The 22,443-nt window shown below is 59.5% G+C and carries 14 protein-coding genes; 3 read left to right on the forward strand and 11 right to left on the reverse strand.

The features are described 5' to 3' along the window. Positions 1 to 17 precede the first annotated feature (17 nt). On the reverse strand, positions 18 to 6,119 hold the full coding sequence (locus tag GGI60_RS14545; protein WP_409527262.1) for a DUF4082 domain-containing protein: 6,102 nt from the start codon (positions 6,117 to 6,119) through the stop codon (positions 18 to 20). Positions 6,120 to 6,923: 804 nt separating this feature from the next. Here GGI60_RS14545 and GGI60_RS14550 point away from each other — a divergent pair. Then, positions 6,924 to 8,234 (forward strand): polysaccharide biosynthesis/export family protein, encoded by a 1,311-nt coding sequence (locus GGI60_RS14550; RefSeq protein ID WP_183916841.1) that lies wholly within the window; start codon positions 6,924 to 6,926, stop codon positions 8,232 to 8,234. Between the two features lie 130 nt (positions 8,235 to 8,364). Then, positions 8,365 to 9,873, forward strand: coding sequence for an O-antigen translocase (locus tag GGI60_RS14555; RefSeq protein ID WP_183917023.1), 1,509 nt, complete (start codon positions 8,365 to 8,367; stop codon positions 9,871 to 9,873). A 74-nt stretch (positions 9,874 to 9,947) separates the two neighbouring features. Here GGI60_RS14555 and GGI60_RS14560 read toward each other — a convergent pair whose 3' ends face one another. Genes GGI60_RS14560 through GGI60_RS14585 form a run of 6 tightly spaced genes read right to left on the reverse strand, consistent with a single transcriptional unit; the run spans position 9,948 to position 15,473 of the window. Further along, the gene (locus GGI60_RS14560; protein ID WP_183916843.1) at positions 9,948 to 11,159 is read right to left on the reverse strand and encodes a DegT/DnrJ/EryC1/StrS family aminotransferase; all 1,212 of its coding nucleotides are present in this window, start codon (positions 11,157 to 11,159) and stop codon (positions 9,948 to 9,950) included. Continuing rightward, positions 11,156 to 12,127 (reverse strand): NAD-dependent epimerase/dehydratase family protein, encoded by a 972-nt coding sequence (locus tag GGI60_RS14565; RefSeq protein ID WP_183916845.1) that lies wholly within the window; start codon positions 12,125 to 12,127, stop codon positions 11,156 to 11,158. The genes GGI60_RS14560 and GGI60_RS14565 overlap by 4 nt, the downstream gene beginning before the upstream one ends. Beyond that, a complete protein-coding gene (locus GGI60_RS14570; protein ID WP_077993451.1) occupies positions 12,124 to 12,843 on the reverse strand; it encodes an acyltransferase in 720 nt (239 codons plus the stop codon). Before GGI60_RS14570 ends, GGI60_RS14565 begins: the two co-directional genes overlap by 4 nt. Continuing rightward, positions 12,833 to 13,936 (reverse strand): DegT/DnrJ/EryC1/StrS aminotransferase family protein, encoded by a 1,104-nt coding sequence (locus tag GGI60_RS14575; protein WP_183916847.1) that lies wholly within the window; start codon positions 13,934 to 13,936, stop codon positions 12,833 to 12,835. Before GGI60_RS14575 ends, GGI60_RS14570 begins: the two co-directional genes overlap by 11 nt. Continuing rightward, positions 13,933 to 14,970 carry a Gfo/Idh/MocA family protein gene (locus GGI60_RS14580; protein ID WP_183738412.1) on the reverse strand — a complete coding sequence of 346 codons (1,038 nt, stop codon included), beginning with the start codon at positions 14,968 to 14,970 and terminating at the stop codon, positions 13,933 to 13,935. Before GGI60_RS14580 ends, GGI60_RS14575 begins: the two co-directional genes overlap by 4 nt. Next, positions 14,967 to 15,473, reverse strand: a complete 507-nt coding sequence (locus tag GGI60_RS14585) for an acyltransferase (protein ID WP_040112884.1) — start codon at positions 15,471 to 15,473, stop codon at positions 14,967 to 14,969. Before GGI60_RS14585 ends, GGI60_RS14580 begins: the two co-directional genes overlap by 4 nt. Before the next feature lie 549 nt (positions 15,474 to 16,022). On the opposite strand from GGI60_RS14585, the gene GGI60_RS14590 reads away from it, so the two are divergent. Continuing rightward, the gene (locus GGI60_RS14590; RefSeq protein ID WP_183917025.1) at positions 16,023 to 16,802 is read left to right on the forward strand and encodes a response regulator transcription factor; all 780 of its coding nucleotides are present in this window, start codon (positions 16,023 to 16,025) and stop codon (positions 16,800 to 16,802) included. Between the two features lie 197 nt (positions 16,803 to 16,999). Here GGI60_RS14590 and GGI60_RS14595 read toward each other — a convergent pair whose 3' ends face one another. Genes GGI60_RS14595 through GGI60_RS14610 form a run of 4 tightly spaced genes read right to left on the reverse strand, consistent with a single transcriptional unit; the run spans position 17,000 to position 22,299 of the window. Then, entirely contained in the window at positions 17,000 to 18,841 is a 1,842-nt protein-coding gene (locus GGI60_RS14595) for a glycosyltransferase (protein ID WP_183916850.1), read from the reverse strand. 4 nt (positions 18,842 to 18,845) lie between these two features. Further along, positions 18,846 to 19,889, reverse strand: a complete 1,044-nt coding sequence (locus GGI60_RS14600; protein ID WP_183916852.1) for a UDP-glucuronic acid decarboxylase family protein — start codon at positions 19,887 to 19,889, stop codon at positions 18,846 to 18,848. Positions 19,890 to 19,934: 45 nt separating this feature from the next. Beyond that, positions 19,935 to 21,425 carry a sugar transferase gene (locus GGI60_RS14605; RefSeq protein WP_183916854.1) on the reverse strand — a complete coding sequence of 497 codons (1,491 nt, stop codon included), beginning with the start codon at positions 21,423 to 21,425 and terminating at the stop codon, positions 19,935 to 19,937. Between the two features lie 7 nt (positions 21,426 to 21,432). Continuing rightward, complete coding sequence (locus GGI60_RS14610) at positions 21,433 to 22,299, reverse strand: WecB/TagA/CpsF family glycosyltransferase (protein ID WP_183917027.1); 867 nt, start codon at positions 22,297 to 22,299, stop codon at positions 21,433 to 21,435. Positions 22,300 to 22,443 lie beyond the last annotated feature (144 nt).

Consider the following 22,443-nt stretch of genomic DNA (forward strand, 5'->3'; position numbering starts at 1 on the left):
AACCTTATTCCCTTGCGTCACGCCGCGAGCTGCGGCCGGAAGACAACGTCGGCGTAGTAATTGCTTGAATTGAAGCTGTTGGTCGGGAAAAGACCCGCTGTGGCGGAACCGCCATAGGCATAGACGCCGTTGCCGCTGGCGGGCGCCGTCAACGGACCATTGGTGACTGGGGCAGTGAAGAAATTGTTGGTCGCCACGTAAGCGCCTGTCGTGTGATAGGAGGCGACATAGGTCGTGTTGGCGGCAATGGTGAAGGGCGTTGTGAAGTTCGCCGTCTGCCAGCCGCTCGCCGTGGTATTGGTGAAGGTGGCGGTGGCAAGTTTTGTGCCCGTGGCGCTCCACAGGTCGACGACGTTCTGGCCGTTGTCGTTGGCGCTGCGATAGAACCTGATGCCGGTGACATCCCCGGCAACGTTCGAGGTGAACTTGACGCCGAGTTCAAGCTGCTGACCGTCGTTGAGGTTGGTCTGGGCCGGCGTGCTGGAGGCCGAGAACAGGCTGTAGGTCGCAGGCGTCGTCGATGCAGTAATGTTGAAGGACTCGTTGGCGGCAAGGCCGCCAAGATCGGTCGCCGTCACCTTGACGCCATAAGTGCCTGAGGTCGTCGGCGTGCCGGAGAAGGTCCGCGTCGAGGCGTTGAAGCTCAGCCATGAAGGCAGCGCCGTGCCATCGGCAGCCGTTGCCGAATAGGTCAGCGTCTCGCCGCTGTCGACATCGCTGAAGGTCGTGGACGGCAGGGTGAAGGAGAAGGCGGAGCCGACGGTGGCATTCTGGGCCGCTGTCTGCACCGCCAGCACCGGCGCATCATTGGCGCCATGGATGGTGATGGTCAGGTTTGCCGTTGCGGTGGCGCCGCCACTGTCGCGCATCGTGTAGCTGAAGACATCGCTCAGCGTATTGGTCGACTGCCGCAGCCCCTGGACGGCGGTATTGCTCTCGTTGATCGTATAGGTATAGGCGCCCGATGCATTGAGCACGAGACTGCCGTAGGTGCCGTTCAGCGCCGAGCCGAGCGTGCCCGACGTCGCGCCGAAGTTGACTGCCGACACCGTCTTGGTGTCACCGGCATCCGGATCGGTGTCGTTGGTCAGCACATTGCCGCTTGCAACCGCGCCGCCCGACCCATTGGCTACCCCGCCCTTCTCGGTCGCATCCCCCGCATCGGCAACCGCCGTCGGCGTCGTATTGCCGGGCGTGCCCGATCCCGGACGGAAGACCACATCGGCCCAATAATTGGTAGCACCGAAAGTGGCATTTGGGAAAATGCCAGCGGTGGCGGATCCGCCATAGCGGTAGACGCCGTTGCCGCTGGCGGGCGCCGTCAGCGGGCCGCTGGTGACGGCGGTCGTGAAGAAATTGGCCGTCGCCACATAGGCCCCTGTCGTGTGATAGGAGGCGACATAGGTCGTGTTGGCGGCAATGGTGAAGGGCGTTGTGAAGTTCGCCGTCTGCCAGCCGCTCGCCGTGGTATTGGTGAAGGTGGCGGTGGCAAGTTTGGTGCCCGTGGCGCTCCACAGGTCGACGACGTTCTGGCCGTTGTCGTTGGCGCTGCGATAGAACCTGATGCCGGTGACATCCCCGGCGACGTTCGACGTGAACTTGACGCCAAGCTCAAGCTGCTGACCGTCGTTGAGGTTGGTCTGGGCCGGCGTGCTGGAGGCGGAGAACAGGCTGTAGGTGGTCGACGAAGTCGTCGACACGGCGATATTGAAGGTCTCGTTGGCGGCAAGGCCGCCAAGGTCGGTCGCCGTCACCCTGACGCCATAAGTGCCTGAGGTCGTCGGCGTGCCGGAGAAGGTCCGCGTCGAGGCGTTGAAGCTCAGCCATGACGGCAGCGCCGTGCCATCGGCGGCGGTTGCCGAATAGGTCAGCGTCTCGCCGCTGTCGACATCGGTGAAGGTCGTCGTCGGCAGGGTGAAGGAGAAGGCGGAGCCGACGGTGGCATTCTGGGCCGCTGTCTGCACCGCCAGCACCGGCGCATCATTGGCGCCATGGATGGTGATGGTCAGGTTTGCCGTTGCGGTGGCGCCGCCACTGTCGCGCATCGTATAGCTGAAGACATCGCTCAGCGTATTGGTCGACTGCCGCAGCGCCTGGACGGCGGTATTGCTCTCGTTGATCGTATAGCTGTAAGCGCCCGATGCATTGAGCACGAGACTGCCGTAAGTGCCGTTCAGCGCCGAGCCGAGCGTACCCGACGTCGCACCGAAGACAACCGCCGTGACGGTCTTGGTGTCACCGGCATCCGGATCGGTGTCGTTGGTCAGCACGTTGCCGCTGGCAACCGCGCCGCCCGAACCATTGGCCACCCCGCCCTTCTCGGTCGCATCACCCGCATCGGCAACTGCCGTCGGCGGCGTGTTGCCTTGCGTTGACACGGCGATGTTGAAGGTCTCGTTGGCGGCAAGGCCGCCGAGATCGGTCGCCGTCACCTTGACGCCATAAGTGCCTGAGGTCGTCGGCGTGCCGGAGAAGGTCCGCGTCGAGGCGTTGAAGCTCAGCCATGACGGCAGTGCCGTGCCATCGGCAGCCGTTGCCGAATAGGTCAGCGTCTCGCCGCTGTCGACATCGCTGAAGGTCGTCGTCGGCAGGGTGAAGGAGAAGGCGGAACCGACGGTGGCATTCTGGGCCGCTGTCTGCACCGCCAGCACCGGTGCATCGTTGGCACCATGGATGGTGACGGTCAGGTTTGCCGTGGCGGTGGCGCCGGCACTGTCGCGCATCGTGTAGCTGAAGACATCGCTCAGCGTATTGGTCGACTGCCGCAGCCCCTGGACGGCGGTATTGCTCTCGTTGATCGTATAGGTATAGGCGCCCGATGCATTGAGCACGAGACTGCCGTAGGTGCCGTTCAGCGCCGAGCCGAGCGTGCCCGACGTCGCGCCGAAGTTGACTGCCGACACCGTCTTGGTGTCACCGGCATCCGGATCGGTGTCGTTGGTCAGCACATTGCCGCTGGCAACCACGCCGCCCGACCCATTGGCCACCCCGCCCTTCTCGGTCGCATCCCCCGCATCGGCAACCGCCGTCGGCGTCGTATTGCCGGGCGTGCCCGACGTCGTGAACATCACATCGACCCAATAGTTTGTCGACTGGAAGGTGCTCGAGGGGAACAGGCTGTTGCTGCCATAGCGGTAGACGCCGTTGCCGCTGGCGGGCGCCGTCAGCGGGCCGCTGGTCACATTTGAGGTGAAGTAGTTGGTGGTCGTCGAATAATGACCGCTGTTCGTGTGGTAAGACGCGGTGTAGGTTTGCCCGGCCGTCAGCGTCACCGGACTGGTGAAATAGGCGGTCTGCCAGCCGCTGGCCGTCTCGTTGGTGAAGGTGAGGGTCGCAAGCCGCGTGCCGGTGCTTGACCACAATGAGCCGGTATGCGTGCCCGTATCCAGGTTGCCCTTGTAGAAACGGATGCCGGTGACGGTGCCTGCGACGGAGGTCTGGAATTTGACGCCGAGCTCAACGGCTGAGGTATCGTTGGTGTTGACGACCGCTGGCGTCGCCGCACCGAAGAGTGACGTGTAATTCGGCCCGTTAACAGTGACCGTTCGCCCCGCGGAGGGGGTTTCCAGGTTAACGTTATCGTCGACTGCGCGAGATCGGATGGTGTAGGTGCCCGAGGTCTGCGGCGACCAGGTATAAGTCCAGTTCTCGTCGCCCGTGGCCGGATGCCAGCTGGCCCCGTTGTCGGTCGAAACCTCGACGGCGGCGATGACCCCGCCCCCCGCATCGCTAGCGGTGCCGGTAATCGTCACGGTGGATCCAACGGTCGCCGTGGCGGGCACCGTGATGAGCGAGGTCGGTGCGGTATGGTCCGACGAAGCGGTTGCTGCGACGAGCCCGGATTGCAGTGTTCCCGGCTGAATGCCCATGTCGGCGAGCAGATTGACCATCGCCTGCTGCACGCGGGGATCGGTCGGGGTCGCCTGATTGTCGTGATTGTCGCTCAGGCCCCATGTCCAGTAGACAGTGCCAGCGCCGAACACCAGCGCCCCGCTCGGTGCGCGGTAAAGCGTCAGATTGTGGGTCGCGGTGGCATTCCCGGTCGTGTTTCCGTAGTCGAGCAAGTAAGTGCTGACTGGAAGCGTTGTCGATGACAGCTTGACGAGACCCGCCGGATCGAAGCCGTTGTCAGACGCTTCATCCCACTCGTAGCCAAGATAGTTCTTGGTGAGCGTTGCCGTCTGGCCGGGCTGAAGATTCGCGACGCTGGTATTGCGCCAGAAGCGCAGGTTGGCGTCGTCATACCCGACCGTGATCGCGGCGAGATTGTTGCCGACATCGTCGACCTTGAATAACTGCCCGGTCAGTGAGTTTTCCGGGTTTCCGCCGCCGATGGCGGGTGGGCTGAAGCGTGGATCGCGGAAGGTGCCCGTCCATTCGTTGGAAGGATCGATGCCGGAGTTGGCCCACGTCTCCTTGTAGGTGATGAGGGTGCGATAAGGCGTGCCATCGGCGCTGTAGGCATTACCCCAACGGGTGCGCCAATAGACCTCGTTGCCGCTCCAGAACATCAGGTTGACGCCGGCATCTCGCGCGGCTTCGACATTGGTTCGCTGTTGACCCGACCAATATTCGTCGTGCCCGGCATCGATATATGTCTTGTGATTGAGCAACAGGCTGCCATAACGGTCGACGTCGACACCGGACATGTACGAAACATCGTAGCCGTTCTGTTCCAGCCAGTAGATGCCCGCATATTCGGCGCCGAACAGATAGTCCTGCGGACCGGCAAAAGTGCCGACCCCGCCGCGAGTCGCAATCGGTCTGTTGTAGCTCACCGCATAAGCGCGACCAGCACCCTGCCCCGTCGCCGGGCCGTTGCCGCCATAGAGGTTTGCGCCGCCCCAGCCGTTGTAAGCCTGCCAGGTCTCGTCTGCCGTCTGGAAGACGATGTCGCTTTGGCTGCCGTCATCGCGCACAATGAACGGGATATGATTTTCGCCGAAGGTGCCGTCTTGTCGCACGAGCTTGGCGACATAGACGCCCGAGACGGCATCATCGGGGACGGCCCACGAGGCCGAGACAGCCCAGTTGCCGGCGTCGACCGTGCCCGTCGTGGAATTGCGCAATGGATTCGGCTGGGTCTGCAAGCCGGTGTGCTGCATGGTCGCGACCTTGCGGGCGCCCATGCCGCCGTAATAGCCGAGCCGATAGATATCGATCCGGTAGTTGGTGGAATTCGTGTTAATCTTGAAGCTGATCGTCTTGCCGTTGTCGACGCTGATATCGGTCGCAAACCCTTCGATGTTGGAGCTGCCGGCACCGTCGATGCCCCACTCGCTCTCCGGATTGCCTTGCTTCTGGTTTTCCAGGACGATCGCGTTGCTGGCGGCCGCCGCCGCGGCCAGACTTTGTGTCGTCATCGACCGCTGCGTAGTCGTCGTTGCCGTCGTCACCGAGCCAGAAAGGATGCCGGTGCCCTTCGTAGTGGTGCCCTTTCCGGTCTCTCCGCCGCCCGGCAAGGATCCGTTCAAGGCCGCTGTTTCCGTCCAACTTGCGGTTCCGCGCCAGCCCGAGAGCGGAGACAGGTTACGATCGAGAAGCGGGTCGCTGATCGAGGCAGCGATCGCCCGCTTGGCCGTAGATACAAAGTCCGGGCCCTCGGTCAGCTTGGTCCCCGGCAATTGACCGTCCTGTTGGAGCATGCCGACACCATGAGCCCAGTCGAGAATTCGCGTCGGGGATGTATAGTAGCCGCACCCGCACACACCAAAGGGCATGCCAAAGGCCAGTGAATTCGCCCCAGCATGCTGGGCGGTGGCCTGCGCTGACGGGCTCGATTCGAGAATGACGACTTTGCCCGAGTGCGCACGTTCGCCGGCCACCGCAGAATTCTGCCCCGAGCCTGTCGGTGCCGGGCTCTGCGGCAGATACGGCGCCAGTGGATCGTCGCCAATGAGGCTCATATCAGCGGAGCTGCGATAAAGCGGCGATCGAGGTCCGAATGCAACTCCGTTCGCGTGCACGTTGAATCCCGAAAAGCCCGGCCCATAAGTAAAAAACCGAGATGCAACGCTGTTACCTTTCCGGTCTCCGGTCTCGCGATCTGCTGCGAAAGGGTCGGACAAGGGCGGCAGTGGGTGGGTGATACTATCCTGAACGTCAGGGTCGGCGATCACCCCCGTCCGATGTTCCGCCTCGCGCTCGGCGAACGCCGGGTTATTGTTGGAATCGTCTACAAGCTTGCCATCAAGCTTGGGTCCACCCGCAGTATGCGCGGATGCCGCAAGTTGAGCACTGTCTGCGTGCCTTTCGGCAGGCTTGCGCGGTCTCACCGTCTCGCCGGCTGCAAACCACCGAGGAAATAGCGAATCCACCAGGAGTGAGCGCGAAGTCCACCGACGAGCGTTGCGATTCATGGCAGGCACCTCTCGCGAGATTAGCAGAGTTAGATTTATCATGATCTTTTTGGTACGCGGCCTCGAATTGTAGTCGAAAACGACCGGGGTATACCCTACGCCTTTCGCTCTACAGGCGGCATCCTTTGGGCAAACGGCCATGCTGCGCCGCCGACGCCCTGGACGAGACGCACGAGAGCAACGATTCGCAGTGTCCGAGCAGGCTCCCAGCCGCAGTGGTGGCGACGCCGTCGGTCATAATCGGGCAAAATCGACGATCCGAGCAGAAAGGCACTACCGGCAGAGTTGCGGCTCCGCCAAGCGAGCGCGGCTATTCCTGCGTGCAGAACCTGTTGATTTTCCCCGGTCTATAGCTTCGTGTCGCGCCGAAGATATATGTTTCTACCCAATTTAGTCTGAAGCTCCTCCCCACCTCATCAATATTGATGTGGCAGAGCAAACGACCTCCACCTTCCTCAAGGCTTCGCCAGACTGCACACTAGCGGGAAGCTTCGGACTTGGCGTCCGGCGTTCAAGCAGCGTTCAAACGTATTGTACCGTGTTGGAATGTTTTGCAGGCGAGACATGTACATGAATCTACCACACCGCGCCCCTCGCGTGTTCCTCCGCGCGATGTCCGTCATTAGTGCACTCGTTTTTGTCGCCGGAGCTGTACCGCCAGCTCTCGCCGGTAGCTTAGCGCCACAAACGAAGATCCGCCTGACGGTCGTTCAATGGATAGCCTCCAAAGGCCAGTTTGAACGATGGGATGGGATCGGCGGCGAATATACGGTTTCCGATGCAGGTATCGTCTCACTGCCCTTCCTAGGGTCGCTGGCGGTCGGCAATCTGGACAATGAGGGTCTTACCAAGGAGATCGGCAAGCGCCTTCAGGCAAAGATGGGTCTGGCCCAGGCACCTGCCGTGACCATCGAACTTCTCGAATACCCGCCGATCTACGTCGTGGGGGACGTAACGACCCCGGGGCAGTACAGCTTCCGCCCCGGACTGACCGTCCTCCAATCCCTGGCGATGAGCGGCGGGCCGCGTCGCGCCAAAGATCAGGAGAAAACGCATTCGACCCAAATCGTAGGAGAATTGCGCGAAATCAATCACTCGATCCTGCGCAGCACCGCGAGATTGGCGCGGCTCCAGGCGGAGATGGATGGAGCGCAGGAGATTACCTTCGATCAGGCGACCGGCGCCGATCAGCAATTTGCCGCCGGGATATACAAGGAGGAAAGGATTATCTTTAGGGCTCGCGCCAATGCGCTGGAGAGGCAGGCAAGAGCATTCACCGAATTGCGCGATCTTTTGACCACTGAAATATCGACGTTGGAAGAGAAACTGACGGGCGCAGACGACAATATCAAATCCGTCGAGGACCAGTTGCTCAGCGTCAAGTCGCTAGTTCAGAAGGGCCTGACGGTCTCGTCGAGGCAGTTGGATCTGGAACGGTTGCTGACGACTTACCGCTCCGACAAGCTCGACCTTGTCACCGCCGTCATGCGGGGCCGCCAGGCAATCAGCGAGACGACACGGAACCTCGAGGGACTCTACGACGCACGCCGGAGCGAAGTGGCGATCGAAGCACAGTCCGAACGGGCAAGTCTCGATCAACTGAAGATGAAGCGCGACACAACGCAGAAGTTGCTTATCGAAGACCTTGGAAGCAATGACGGCATTGAAAGCCTCGCCGAGGACCTTCCGCTTACCTTCAGCGTGACCCGTCGGAACGGAGGACAAATCGACCAGTTCCAAGCCTCGGAAACGACGACGCTGGCGCCGGGCGATGTCGTGAGGGTCGTTCAGCCTCGCATTTTGGACAGTTCGCTTCAGACCAATTCGAGCCGATCATCAGAAGCCCCCGCGCTCGCAGATCGAGCCGGCCAGTGAGCCTCGACGAGCACCTATTCTCATTCAGCTGGAGCGGACGTTTGAGCGCTGCCAAGGCGCCAAGGCCGCCTGTCTGGAAGGAATGGCGCTTGATGGGGACCGACCTGACCCGAGCGACAAGGGTTGAATGATGACTTTGCGCATGATCCCACCCAGCGGTCAGACTTATACCCAAATCCTCAAGTCGACGATGCTGATGGGTGGTTCCTCGCTGGTAAATGTCGCCCTGAGCATCGTTCGCAACAAGGCGCTCGCCGTTCTGCTCGGCCCTGAAGGCGTGGGGCTTCTCGGCCTTTACACGGCAATCCTCGATATCGCCCAAGCGATAGCTGGTCTGGGCGTGAGCAGCAGCGGTGTGCGCCGAATCGCCGAGGCGGCGGGCGCCGGCGACGAAGAGAAGATCGCGCGGTCGGCGACAGCGCTCAGGCGCATCTCGCTGGTGCTCGGGTTGCTTGGCGGGCTTTTACTTGCTGCGCTGGCCTTTCCGGTGTCGAATTTCACCTTCGGCGACTACCAGCATGCCGGCGGCATCGTGCTGCTGTCCCTGGCGGTTTTCTTTCGGATCGTGTCTGCCGGGCAGGCTGCGTTGATCCAGGGCATGCGGGGCATTGCAAATCTTGCCCGCATCAACGTGCTTTCGGGGCTCTTCGGCACGATGATCAGCATCCCGCTGATCTATCTGTTCGGCGAGCAGGCGATCGTACCCTCTCTCGTGGCGATCGCGGCCGTGTCAGTCCTTCCCACCTGGTGGTACAGCAAACAAATATCCACGCGCCCACCCCCAATGTCGGCGCACCAGTTTAGCTCGGAAGCCAAAGCTCTGTTCAGGCTCGGCGTCGCTTTCATGGCAAGCGGACTCCTGACCTTCGGCGCGGCCTATGCCATCCGCCTTATCGTGCTGAATGAAGGCGGCATCGTAGCGGCTGGATTGTATCAGGCAGCCTGGGCGCTCGGGGGGCTGTATGCCGGCTTCATCCTTCAGGCGATGGGAACGGATTTCTATCCGCGCTTAACCGCAACCGCGGACAACAATGCCGAGTGCAACCGGCTGGTCAATGAGCAGGCGGAAATCAGCATGCTGCTGGCAGGCCCCGGCCTGATCGCCACCCTGACCTTGGCGCCGCTCGTCATGAGCTTGTTCTATTCGGCCGAGTTTCATGGAGCCGTGGAGCTTCTGCGCTGGATCTGCCTTGGAATGATGCTCAGGATCGTCGCCTGGCCGATGGGCTTCATCGTGCTGGCGAAGGGTGCGCAGACGATCTTCTTCTGGACGGAGGTCGCAGCAACGGTGGTGCATGTGGGGCTGGCGTGGCTCTTCGTGTCAAAGTTCGGTACGACAGGAGCCGGCACGGCGTTCTTCGGCCTCTACGTCTGGCACAGCATCCTGATTTACGTGATCGTGCGTCGGCTTACCGGTTTTCGCTGGTCGCGCGCCAATCGCAGGCACGCGCTTCTGTTCCTGCCTGCATCGGGATTGGTCGTATCGGCCTTCTTGCTCCTGCCGGCATGGTCGGCGACGGTGATCGGCTGCGTCGCCGTTGTCGTGACCGGGCTTTACTCGCTGCGCATGCTGGTGGAGCTGCTACCACCGGAGTCGATGCCGGCAATCGTCAGAGGATGGATCACGAAATCCGCATGAGAAAAAGCGCGCATTGGACAATGCGCGCTTTTTCTGATGTGGTATTCACACGCCGCAGCGGGCAGGCATTCGCTTCAGGCCGGTACGACGTCCTGCTCGGGCTGACGGACGACGCGCCCGGCGTCGGCAACGGCCTGGCGCAATGCCTCGATGACTCTTTCGATATCGACCTCCGTCATCTGGGCGTAAAGCGGCAGGATGATGGTTTGCTGCTGCGCCGAAACGCTTCGCGTCAGGCTGGTGGCCGCGCGATGGGAGTTTTGGCCGGAATAGGCTCCCTCCAGATGAATGTTCATCACACCGCGTCGCGTCGATATTCCTTGATCGAGCAGCGCTTGCATGACGGCCCGCTGGTCGATTTCATCAGACAGTCTCACGCAGAAGCTTTGCCAGTTGCTTCGAGCCCAGTGCGGCTCGGTGGGAATCGACAGACCTTGGATCGTGGACAGCCCCTCGCGATACTGCGAGGCAAGCTGTCTCCGCTGCGCAATCAGCTCCGGCAGCCGCCGCAACTGCACTCGTCCCACCGCGGCCTGGAGGTCGGTCATCCGGTAGTTGTAGCCCAGCTCATCATAGTCCTCAAAGATCACCTGCTTAGAGCCGTGGCGGACTGCGTCGGTGACGCTCATACCATGCTGGCGCCACAGCCGGAATTTTCGGTCATATTCCGGGTTCGCCGTCGTCAGCATACCGCCATCACCCGTGGTGACGACCTTTCGGGGATGGAAGGAGAAGCAGGCGATATCGCCATGCGGTTTGCCAATCTTTTCCCAACCGCCTTGCCACAGGATTTCGCTTCCCGTAGCACAGGCCGCATCCTCGATAACCGGTATCGAATATTTCTTGGCGATGTCCACAATCGAACGGAGATCGCAAGGCATGCCGAGCTGATGCACGCACAGGATTGCCTTGGTGCGGGGCGTGATTGCCGTTTCGATCAAGCGGGGGTCGATATTGTAGCCGTCCGCCTCGATGTCGACGAAGATCGGCACTGCACCGCAGTATCGAACAGCATTCGCGGTGGCGATGAACGAATGGCTGACCGTGATGACTTCATCCCCAGCGCTGACGCCGACTGCCATCAAGGCGAGATGGAGCGCCGTTGTGCAGTTGGAAACGGCGCAGGCGTGTGCCACGCCGACATAGGCCGCAAATTCACGCTCGAAAGCGGCGACTTCCGGCCCCTGGGTCACCCATCCCGATAGAATAACGCGCCGGGCGGCCTCAGCCTCTTCCTCTCCGAGGACGGGTTTGGCGACGGGGATTGTGGATAATGACGGGCTCATGCAGCTTGGCCTCCGGCCGCAGTCTTCGACTGCCACCACGCGACAAGGTCACGAAGCCCCTGCTCCATCGAGATTTCCGCCTTGAAACCCAGAAGCCTTTCGGCCTTGCTGATATCAGCAAGACGACGGGTTACGCCGTTGACCGTGCGCGCTTCTTTGTGCTGCGGCTCGAGTGAGGACCCCATGATGTCGCTCAGCATCTGCGCGAGTTCCAGCAGGCTTATTTCCCTGCCGCTCGCGACGTTGAACACCTCGTCGGTAACGTCGCTCTTCGCCGCCAGCACGTTTGCCCGGGCGATGTCGCGTGCATCGACGAAGTCCATCGTCTGGCTGCCGTCTCCATAGATCAGCGGCGGCATTCCGGCTGCAAGGCGTTCCATCCAGCGGATCAGCACTTCGGTGTAGGCGCCGTAAACGTCCATTCGCGGCCCGTAGACGTTGAAATAACGCAGCGCGACATAGCGCAGACCATACATGTCGGCGAAGCTGCGCAACAATCCCTCGTTGAAGGTCTTTGCCGCGCCATAGATCGTCCGGTTGTTGTAGGGATGATGCTCTTCGGTCGTCGGAAAACTTTCGGCAAGCCCCAGTACGGAGGCGGAAGAGGCTGCAACGACCTTCGAAACTTCCGCTTTGACGGCAGCTTCGAGAACGTTGAACGTGCCTTCGGCAAGGACTTCGAAAGCCAGTCGTGGCTCTTCGGCGCATTGGGTGATGCGGATGGCCGCCTGATGAAAGACGATATCGACGCCGTCGAAGGCTTTCGCCAGCAGTGCCCTGTCGCGGATATCTCCGTCGATGATGTTAAGGGGCGCGCTGCCGATTGCCGAGCTGAGATTGTCCCGGCGCCCGCGCACGAAATTGTCGAGGATGATGATCTCGCGAGGTTTTTCCAATGCGACAAGATCGGCAATATGCGAACCGATCAGACCGGCACCGCCGGTAATGAGCACCCGTTTGTTTTTCATGATCTTTCCTCACGCGACATGTTCGTCATCGGATCATTCTCCGAACGCCAACGAATAAATTTCGCAGGAACCCCTGCGACAACCGAGAAGGGCTCGACGTCCGAAACGACGACGGCTCCCGCTCCAACGATCGCCCCCTTCCCGATAGTCACGCCGGGAAGAATGGTCGCATTCGTTCCTATATCGGCCTCCGCGCAGATGCGGACCGGCCTGATTTCAAGATCCGTGCGAATGATCGGGACATCCACCGGCAGTGCCGTGTGGCTCGAGCCAAGCACCTTGGCGCCAGGTCCCCACCCGACGGAATCCTCGATCACCAGATCGCGGGCGTCGAAATAGGCCGTCGGTCCGATCCAGACGTTGTCGCCGATCGTGCAGCGGCCGTCGAAGCGTCCCTGGATATAGGCCTGAGCCCCGATGAACACCCCGTTGCCGATCTCGAACGTCTCCGGGTGTTTGAAGCCGGCGCCGCCTGCAACCTGCAATCCCGTGCCGCAGCTGCGCGTTATCGCCTGCCAAATGGCTTTGCGCATCATGGTGTCGACGACACCATCCCCCGTCGCGAAGCGACCGTAGAGCTCGATCAGGCCGGCGCGTCCATAAGATTGCCTGAGTTCTTCGACGAGCCCCGCCTGGTAAGCCGGATCCGCCGGTCTTTCTTGACGGCCGTGCACCGCATGCACGATCCGAATCTCGCCCGCACGATCAGCTGACATAGGCGTCTTCCAACGCGGCTGCCACCTGATCGACGTGCCACGCGGGCATCTCAGGATAAATCGGCAGCGAGAGAACCTCTTTTGCAGCAGCCTCCGAAACCGGGAAATCGCCGGCTTGGTAACCGAGGTCGGCATGAGCCTGCTGCAGATGAACAGGGATCGGATAGTGCAGCCCGGACTGAATGCCCTCCGCGCTCAGCACGCGCTGAAGCTCGTCGCGATCGCGGCTTCTGACGGCATAGACGTGGTAGACGTGGCGCCGGCCGGCTTTCTCGACGGGCGTCGTCAAATGCGCCGATCGCCCAAGCAGCGACGTGTAGCGGCCCGCATGCGCGCGCCGCGCCTCGGTCCAGGCCTCGAGGTGCCTGAGCTTGATGCGTAAGATCGCGCCCTGAATGGCGTCCATTCGGTAGTTGAAGCCCTTCAGCAGATGGTGGTAGCGCTGCTCCTGGCCCCAGTCGCGCAGCATGCGCATTGTTTTGGCCTGGTCGTCGCGGTTGGTCACGACGATGCCCCCCTCGCCGCAGGCTCCGAGGTTTTTACCCGGGTAGAAGCTGAAGCAGCCCGAAGCGCCGAGGCTGCCGGCGCACGCGCCTCTGTATTGCGCCCCATGCGCTTGGCAGGCGTCCTCGATAACAGGTATCCGGTAGTGGTCGGCAATCGCTTGGATCGCATCCATATCGGCCATCTGCCCGTAAAGATGGACGGGAATGATGGCCTTGGTGCGGGGTGTGATCTTTGCCTCGAGCTGAGCCGGATCCATCGTCAGCGTGACAGGCTCGACATCGACGAAAACAGGCCGTGCGCCCGCATAGCAGATCGCCGATACGGTCGCGACGAAGGTAAATGGCACGGTGATGACTTCATCGCCGGGGCCGACGCCAGCCGCGAGAAGCGACAGATGCAGCGCGCTGGTACCGGTGTTGACTGCGATCGCATGTTTGACGTTGCAATATTCCGCGAATTCCTGCTCGAGGCGGGCAACCTCTTCGCCTAGTATGTATTGCCCCGAAGCCAGGACGCCGAGCACCGCGGCGTCGATTTCGCTCTTGATGGAATTATACTGTGCCTTGAGGTCCAGGAACGGAATCATGCAATGCGCCTCGCCTCTTCGAGCTCGATGATACGACCGCGCTGAGCGAGTGACCGGCTTGCGGCTTCAAGGATGCGGACGACACGCAGCCCGGCTTGGCCGTCGGTAATCGGCCGCGTATTCTGCTCGATGCAATCGACGAAGTGATCCAGCTCGCGTTTCAATGCCTCGGTCATATCGAGCTTGGGCGCCCACATGTCGCCGCTGCGGTAGCCGACCAGCATCTGATGGACCTTCTCGCCATATGCATCAGAGTTGGGGCACATGGTGATGCCCTTGTCGTAAACCTTGATCTTTTCGCTGGGCTCCAGATCGTCATAGACGATCATCTTGTTGCTGCCGCCGATTAGCGTACGGCGCACCTTGACCGGCGCCAGCCAATTGACGTGGATGTGGGCGATGAGCTTGCTTTCGAAGAAGAGCGTCAGATAGGCGATGTTCTCAGGTTCGCCGAGGACATGGCTCATCCCCGTTGCGGAAACCGCCACCGGCCTTTCCTGCAGGACATGGTCGAGGATGGACAGGTCGTGCACCGCGAGATCCCAGATGACGCTGACATCATGCTGGAACAGCCCCAGATTAACCCGAACCGAGTCATAGTAATACATGTCGCCGAGGCCACTTTCGACCAGCTCGCGCATTTTGCGGACGGCGCCGGTGTGGACGAAGGTGTGATCGACGGCGAGCACGAGGCGTCGCCGCGCTGCTTCCTCGACCATCCGCGAGGCTTCTTCCGTCGTCGATGCCATCGGCTTTTCGACGAAGACATGCTTTCCGGCCATCATCGCCTGCATTGCGAGCTTGTAATGGGTAGAGACCGGTGTCGCGATAGCGATCGCATCCACTCTCGGATCACGCAGGACTTCCTCGAAATTATCGGTGATCGTTACTGCTGGATAGCGGCCCTTCACCGCCGCCAACCGTTCGACATTGAGATCGCAGACGGAAATAAGCTGTGCCCCGCCCGCCTCGGAGATATTGCGGACCAGGTTCGGACCCCAATATCCATATCCAACAACAGCAATGCCGATCATCGCATTCCTCCAAACGCTTGCATGTTTACTGACCGGTCATGAACGTGACCGGTGATCCTGGCCGGAACACCGGCAACAATGGCGCCGTCAGGCACATCCTTCGTTACGACAGCGCCGGCGCCGACCTGGGCGGCCTCTCCGATGGTCACGCCAGGCAGAATGGTGGCGTTACTGCCGATCGAAGCATGGCGCTTGACCAGTGTGGGAATGACAACCCAGTCGGCCTCGGTCTGCAGACTGCCGTCCGAATTGACGGCCCTGGGGTAAGTGTCATTGGTGAACATCACCCCGTGGCCGATAAAGACGCCGTCTTCCAGCGTCACGCCTTCGCAGAGGAAGGAATGGCTGGAGATCTTGCAGTCTTTTCCGACGATGACGTTTTTCTGGATTTCAACGAAGGTGCCGATCCGCGTTCCCGCGCCGATCGTGCAGCCGTAAAGATTAACCAGATCTCGATGGTGAATAACGCAGCCGTCATCCAGCTTGACGTTCGATGCAATCATCCGGTTCGTCCCCTACTCCAACAGGCCCTGATTTGGCTGAAACCGGTCACAATCTTGGGAATGCACAAGATTTCATTTCGACAGGGCAAATACTTCTCTGCCTCCAAGGAGAATTGTTTTCACCCTAATAGTAAAGGAAACAATACGTGGAACCTTATTCACCAAAAGGCGTATATGCTTACGGGGATCGGATGACGAGGCTCGCGTGCATCTATCGCAATCGCTCGGCAGGATCGGTTATCAGCCGATGGTCGATCCCGCCACTGGATCCATGCCGGGTAATTGATTTCACATGTTTGGTAAATATATATAGTAATGTCACAAATCTTTATACAAAATGTTTATAAATATATTGATCAGCCCCAGAAGTTGTTCTATTGATATCCAATGATGGAACAAAGGTGCAGGCCTAACCACTATTAATTAGTGTGACGACCCCGGAAGTGTGGTAATAAATTAGCACTTTTGTTAATCAAACTCTCCATTTTGCGAGGGGAGGTCACGTTCGACTTTGCGTACCGCGTGGAAAAAGACTGGGAGGACAAGGCGTTGGATTCAATAAACATAAACCATAGGCAGGAAAATATATCACTTCCCCTGGAGGTAGAAAATGGCTCGGCGGCGCTTGCCCGACCGGCAAGTCCAAAGCACTCACTTGTTATACTCGACAGGAGAGAACTTGATCGGCATTGCCTCGCGCAATGCATGGCCGCCCACACGGCAGATTTCGAGATTCTGGCGTTTGGATCGATTGAGGAGTGGAAGCAGAAGCGCGAAGAATATCCCCCACTTTCGGCAATTCTCTTGAATGTCGGAGGCAAGATGGTCGACGACCCTGCCGTTTCGGAGCAGATCAAGAGCCTTTCGTCCGAATTCGTCTCGACGCCCGTGATCATCCTGTCAGATAGTGATGATTTCGCCCAGATCGTTAGGGCGATCGACTGCGGAGCCAAAGGTTACATACCAGCCTCGGTCAGCATTAGCGTTTGCATGGAGTTGATCGCACTGTCGGTAGCAGGGGGACTTTTTGTGCCTGCAAGCGCTCTGTTTGCTATGCGCCACTTGCTGCAGTCGAGCGGCTCGCCAGCCCAGCCGCTGGCGGGGATATTCACCGATCGTCAGGCCGAAGTCGTAGCGGCGCTGCGGCGCGGCAAGGCGAACAAGATCATTGCCTATGAGCTCAATCTTCGAGAAAGCACCGTCAAGGTGCATGTCCGCAACATCATGAAAAAGGTTAAAGCCACCAACAGGACGGAAGTCGTGTTCAAGCTCAACGACCTTTTTCAGAATAATCTTTCGGGCGGCTCAACGGCAAGCAGCCTGTGCTGATGCGGCAGGCGGGCCTCTATCGTGCCTCGCACTGCGAGCACATTTTTTCCTAAACATCTCGGTGGCGGCACGGAAAATGCGCCACCGAGTCGATAATCTGACATCATGGATTGTCATCGGGTGGCGCATAGGCTCAGTTGAATTCTTTCCCACGCGCCGTCCAGGTGTCGCTACCCACACCTACATTTTTTCGCAAGTCAATTACGGATGCTCCTTGGAGGCCGTGAAAGCGCCATTTGAATCTTGCGCAAAGAGCCTCTCTGCGAGTGGGGAACTAGACCCCGCGCCAGGTGCCAGAAATATCGGAATTCCGGCAGAGGCGGCACATTCGGCCGCAAGCCGTTCAGGCGCAGTTTCACCATCAGACCATCGATGCCTGAATAGAGTCGCAGGCGCAAACCGGCATCAGCTTCGAAGTGTGGAGCTTTCGTGTTCTCGCCGGCTGCGCTGCCCCCAAGGGTTGCAAGCCGAAGACCATTTGCAAGATCAGGCCGCTGACACCGCTCAAGAATATCGGTGAACCACACGAGCCACTCGGAATCTGTCCGATCGGGAAGCTGATGAACGCTTTTCCGATCGCTGCCATCCGATCTCGGGACAACCGCATCAGCCGAACCACCGAGTTGCGCGATGACAAGGTGCGCGCGCCTGATTTCGTCGTGAAATAGAGAAGGATAAAAGTCTTGCAGCTTGGACGCCTGCTTAAGCTGGCCTCTGCAGATCAAAGCGAGCAGGAAATAAGCCCATTCGACCGGATCCGGGTCGGGCGCCCCATAGTCCGTCATCGTTACCTTTACGAGGTCTATCAGAAGGCCGGAGGCACGATCGGCGTCGCCCTCTTGCAATGCACATAAGGCAAGGCGGAATTTCGCTTCGGGCAGGTAGGAGACAAAGTCCAGGCAGCGTTCGTAGCAGTGCTTGGCGTCCTCCACTCTGCCCTGCTCGAGGAGCAAGTCCCCCTGCTTCAGCAAAGCGCGATCGCTCGCTTCTCCAACGATATGGACGCTCTGTTGCATTGAGGTACGCCCTACCTTCGCAAGTTCGCCGAAGGGGCCGGATTGGATGATCCTTTCGCCGACCTGCAGGCCTTTGCTGAGCATGAACCACTGATATATTTGCGGCCTGTGGGTCAATGTATGACACGAATGGACCAAGTCGTAACCGGCTGCGGTGATCCGCCGTATTTCGTCGGGATGAGCAAAAAGGTAATCCAGTTTCTCGACCACGTTGCTGCTGTCGACAAAAACACAGTTCTCCATGTCGACAAAGCCAGCCGACTCCACCGCTGCCGTTCGTTCCGCCACGAGACAGGACTTTGCCCCGGGGATCTCAAAATGCTTGCGCACGACCTCGCCGCCCATGGTGCCGCATGTGGGGGCGACGAGGCTTGCGTTAAGCGCGCGCGCATAGGCCTCTCCGGATAAGAGCCGGGACGCCAGCTTGCTCTCATAGGCGTGTTGCGGTGAGACCAGGCAGGGATAACGGTCGCGGATGATCGGAAAAATCGTCTGTCGCCAGGGATAGAGACCGTAGGCCTGACCTGTGAGGGTGACCGGGATGACCTTTTGCTGCCCATAGTCGTGGTAGACTTCGGGATCGATGAAATTTGGCCAGACGAACAGATTTTCCTTTACCGCCGGCATGTATTCTGGAGTCATCGTTGCGATTGCGAAATAGGTCTCGATGCCCCACTGCTCCATATCGGAAAGGAAGCCGGCGCGCCGATCGCACCATGGGTCGGCATTATGAAGGCCAAGCTTCGGGACCGCGATATTGGTAGTGGTGTTGGTGATTTTTATCCGACGTGAGCCGTGCGACCGATAACCGCTTTCAAACAGCGTCAGATCCGGTTCGTACCTGTCGCATATCTCTGCATAATCGCAGTCGCGGTTAACGACGACGACATCGAAATGTGTTGCCAGGCACTTGACCTGCTGCTGCATGTGCAGCAGCAGGTAACCGGCCGCGTTTGCATTGGGTTGGTGGTCCCATTGGAAAAAAACGAGGCGCGGTTTTCGATGATCAACCTTGCTGTTCATGTCCCTATCGGATGGCTCCAGGAGCAGTGACTTCGACGCTCGGAGCTGCCAGATGTGGATAGGGCTCTTGCCAGGAGTTGACACCAATCCTGTTCTTTAATCCACCAGAAAGCTTCCACTCGAAGTAAGCGATCGTTCTCTCAAGCCCCTCACGAAGGTTCACCTTCGGTTGCCAGCCGAGGTCCTGCTGTGCGCGGGAAATGTCGGGCTTGCGCTGCGTCGGATCGTCCATCGGCAAGGGATTGTAAACGATGCGTGATTTCGAGCCCGTCATCTCGATGACCATTTCGGCCAATTCCCGGACCTGGAATTCTCCTGGGTTACCGAGATTGATCGGACCGGTAACACCGGCCGGCGCACCCATCAGGCGGAGGAAGCCCTCGATCAGATCGTCTACATAGCAAAATGAGCGCGTCTGCGTGCCGTTGCCGAAGATGGTGATCGGCTCGTTTTGAAGCGCCTGAACGATGAAGTTGGAGACGACCCGTCCGTCATTGGTCTGCATGCGCGGCCCGTAGGTATTGAAGATCCGCGCTACCCGAATTTCCACGCCATATTGGCGATGATAGTCGAAGAACAGCGTCTCGGCGCACCGCTTGCCTTCGTCGTAGCATGCCCGCGGACCTATGGGATTGACGCTGCCTCGATACTCCTCGGGCTGGGGGTGGACGGCCGGATCGCCATAAACTTCACTCGTCGATGCCTGGAAGATCTTCGCCTTGGTGCGTTTGGCCAGGCCGAGCATATTGATGGCCCCGTGCACATTGGTCTTCACCGTCTGCACGGGGTCGTGCTGATAGTGGACCGGAGATGCCGGACAGGCAAGGTTGTAGATCTCGTCGACCTCCACATAAAGCGGGAAGGTAATGTCATGACGGAGCACCTCAAAGCGAGGATCGTCGAGAAGATGCAGGACATTGTCGCGCGAACCGGTGTAGTAATTATCCACGCAGAGGACGTCATTGCCTTCTCGCAAAAGCCTTTCGCACAGGAATGATCCCAGAAATCCAGTGCCGCCGGTAACCAAAACTCGCTTGTGTCCGTGCATTGATGTGCTCCATTGTTGATGATTGTGCGCAGGACGAGAAACAGGTCAGCAGGCTCCCTTGCCCTTCAGGACCGCAGGAATTGTGCTGAGAAGAATGTACCAGTCGAACCACAGGGACCGGTTGTCGATATAGAAGCCGTCGAGTTGCTGCTGCAGCTCGATATCCGCATCGCTTCGTTCGGATATCTGCCAGAGGCCTGTCAGCCCCGGTACTACCGAACGCCGCTTGTCACGAAATTCGCTATCCATCGCCGAGAGGTGATACTCCGGAAACGGACGGGGTCCCACCAGGGCCATTTCCCCTGCAATGATATTCACCAGCTGCGGGAGTTCATCGATGCTCGATGCGCGAAGGAGATGTCCGATCACCGGCAAAACGCGCGGGTCCTCCCGAAGCTTGAAGTGAGTGGACCATTCTGCTTGTGCGGCTGGATTGTCTCGGAACAACGCTTCGAGGCGTTGTTCCGCATCTCTGTACATCGTCCTGAGCTTCAGGACGTGAACCGGCTTGCCAAACAAACCTTCCCTGGCATGTCTGAAGAAAACCGGCCCCGGATCGATGGCATAGATCGCCGCAGCAGCAATGAGAATGATGGGCATAAGCACCAGCACCGCGGGAATGGCGATCGCCAGATCGAGGGCGCGACGCACCAGGTTCGAGTTTGCCGCCCCCCCGCTGCTCGCCAAGCGAACACCGATCTCGCCGCCGATCTCCGCCGGTCGCAATCCGGCTACTTTGACGTTTGGCGTATCGGAGAGGAGGATGACTTCGGCGAACGTCTGACGCAACGTCGCCAACTCGGCGATGTGTGAGCCCGTATCATCGGCGATCAAGGCAATCGATGGGCGGTCATAGGGCGATAGGTCCGAAATGTCGGGGACGCAAGATTCCGGCCGAATGCCATACTGCCAATGATCTGTGAAATGCGCGATGAGCGCGGGGATACGATTGCTGCCGCCGATGATCACCGCCTGCTCTCCCCAGACACCAAGTCTGCGCGACAGACCACGGGCAGCCCCATGCATGGCAGGCTGAACAATCAACCCGAGGCCAAGAAACCCAAAGAGGGGAAGCAGCAGTCGCGTCCCTTCCGGTAGAAGGATTGCCCCAAGCGCCGCAATGACAGCCACCTTGACAGACGCCATCGTGCGGCGGCGCAGATGTTCGTGGTCGTGGATCCGATACCCAGGATAGAGCGCGCTCGATGCATAGAGGATGATCGCTGCCAGTGCTGCGAGTGCGCAAGCACGCTCCAGTAGCATGTTCTCCGAACCGTATGGAAGAAACAGCAGAAGAAGAGAGTAGGCGATGAGATAGCTCGCGATGTCGCCGGCAACCAAGATCGACGACGTAGCAAGCCGAGATGCCTTGCGTCTGATGGGAGCTGGTATATTCAGCCTTAGCCCCTTGCTGAACGCAGCGCCCGGCGTGGCGTTTGCCATCGGCGGGACAGAATTTGCCGGACCTGTTCGTGCGGCCACATCGTTTGCGGTGATTGCCTTCGGCAGGTCGGAGATCGACGCTAGTAGGGACATGATGGCTTTACACCTTTACAGCTGCTGCTTTTGGCGCGGTCGATCCAAAAACCTCGTCTTCGATCGGAAATTTCCGAAGTCCCAGTCTCTGGAATGCTGTCAGTGAGATGAAGGTCGGCACGACCAGCGCATAGCGCCGCCACAGCCGCCGCGGCTCGCATAGAAGGCGAAACACCCATTCGAAGCCGCTTCTTTGAATGATCCTGGGAGCCTGTCGTTTCAGGCCGGCGTGGAAGTCGAAAGCCGCTCCGACACCGATGAGCATTGATGCATCAAGACGATCGCGCATGCGAGCCATCCAGAGTTCCTGCTTGGGGCTGCTGAGACCAACCCAGATAATATCCGCGCCTGACCGATTGATCCGGTCTGCAATATCCGTCTCTTCTTGCAGCGACAATTGATGAAACGGTGGTGCGTAGGAGCCGACTATCTGCGCTTCCGGGAATTTTGCGAGAAGGCGTGCCTGCAACCGATCCAGCGTCTCGGTTGTCGCGCCATAGAGGAAATGGCGCACGCCTTTGGCTCTGCCGGCGTCGAAAACAGACAGCATCAGGTCAGGTCCGTAGACCCGGTCGCTTTCCAAATGGCCCGCACGTTTCAGTGCCCACACCAACGGCATGCCGTCAGGGGTTACGAGGAATGCCCGGTTATGTATCGACCGAAGTTCGGCATCGTCCTGGCATCGGACGATGCCGTGCGCGTCGCGAACGCACACATATCCCTTCCTGCCGTCTTCAATCGCGGTTTGAATAAGCCCGGTCGCGCTTCTGAGATTGACCGCCGAAACGCGAACACCAAGGACATTCGTCCATCCCAAGGCGCCCTTCGGATGGAGAACTGAAGTTTGGCTGCTGTCTGCTGATTGCTTTCTCATGACCTGCGCTTTCGCGACCGAAACTGTCATCAGAATATCCTGGCAGACCGATTGCCTCCATACTTGCCGCTCCAGCTATTGGACGTAGAACAGACTTGTCGTTTACGTCTTACGCCGAGATGACGTACAATATTTGAAGTAAGT

It is taken from the genome of Rhizobium lentis, assembly GCF_014200175.1.
GTDB classification, from domain to species: Bacteria; Pseudomonadota; Alphaproteobacteria; order Rhizobiales; family Rhizobiaceae; genus Rhizobium; species Rhizobium mulingense.

What these genes read in the sequence shown, in the direction of transcription:
- GGI60_RS14550 (WP_183916841.1), top strand. Translation starts at nt 6,924, where the DNA reads ATGTACATGAATCTACCACACCGCGCCCCTCGCGTGTTCCTCCGCGCG.
- GGI60_RS14555 (WP_183917023.1), top strand. Translation starts at nt 8,365, where the DNA reads ATGACTTTGCGCATGATCCCACCCAGCGGTCAGACTTATACCCAAATC.
- GGI60_RS14560 (WP_183916843.1), bottom strand. Translation starts at nt 11,159, where the DNA reads ATGAGCCCGTCATTATCCACAATCCCCGTCGCCAAACCCGTCCTCGGA.
- GGI60_RS14565 (WP_183916845.1), bottom strand. Translation starts at nt 12,127, where the DNA reads ATGAAAAACAAACGGGTGCTCATTACCGGCGGTGCCGGTCTGATCGGT.
- GGI60_RS14570 (WP_077993451.1), bottom strand. Translation starts at nt 12,843, where the DNA reads ATGTCAGCTGATCGTGCGGGCGAGATTCGGATCGTGCATGCGGTGCAC.
- GGI60_RS14575 (WP_183916847.1), bottom strand. Translation starts at nt 13,936, where the DNA reads ATGATTCCGTTCCTGGACCTCAAGGCACAGTATAATTCCATCAAGAGC.
- GGI60_RS14580 (WP_183738412.1), bottom strand. Translation starts at nt 14,970, where the DNA reads ATGATCGGCATTGCTGTTGTTGGATATGGATATTGGGGTCCGAACCTG.
- GGI60_RS14585 (WP_040112884.1), bottom strand. Translation starts at nt 15,473, where the DNA reads ATGATTGCATCGAACGTCAAGCTGGATGACGGCTGCGTTATTCACCAT.
- GGI60_RS14595 (WP_183916850.1), bottom strand. Translation starts at nt 18,841, where the DNA reads ATGAACAGCAAGGTTGATCATCGAAAACCGCGCCTCGTTTTTTTCCAA.
- GGI60_RS14600 (WP_183916852.1), bottom strand. Translation starts at nt 19,889, where the DNA reads ATGCACGGACACAAGCGAGTTTTGGTTACCGGCGGCACTGGATTTCTG.
- GGI60_RS14605 (WP_183916854.1), bottom strand. Translation starts at nt 21,425, where the DNA reads ATGTCCCTACTAGCGTCGATCTCCGACCTGCCGAAGGCAATCACCGCA.
- GGI60_RS14610 (WP_183917027.1), bottom strand. Translation starts at nt 22,299, where the DNA reads ATGAGAAAGCAATCAGCAGACAGCAGCCAAACTTCAGTTCTCCATCCG.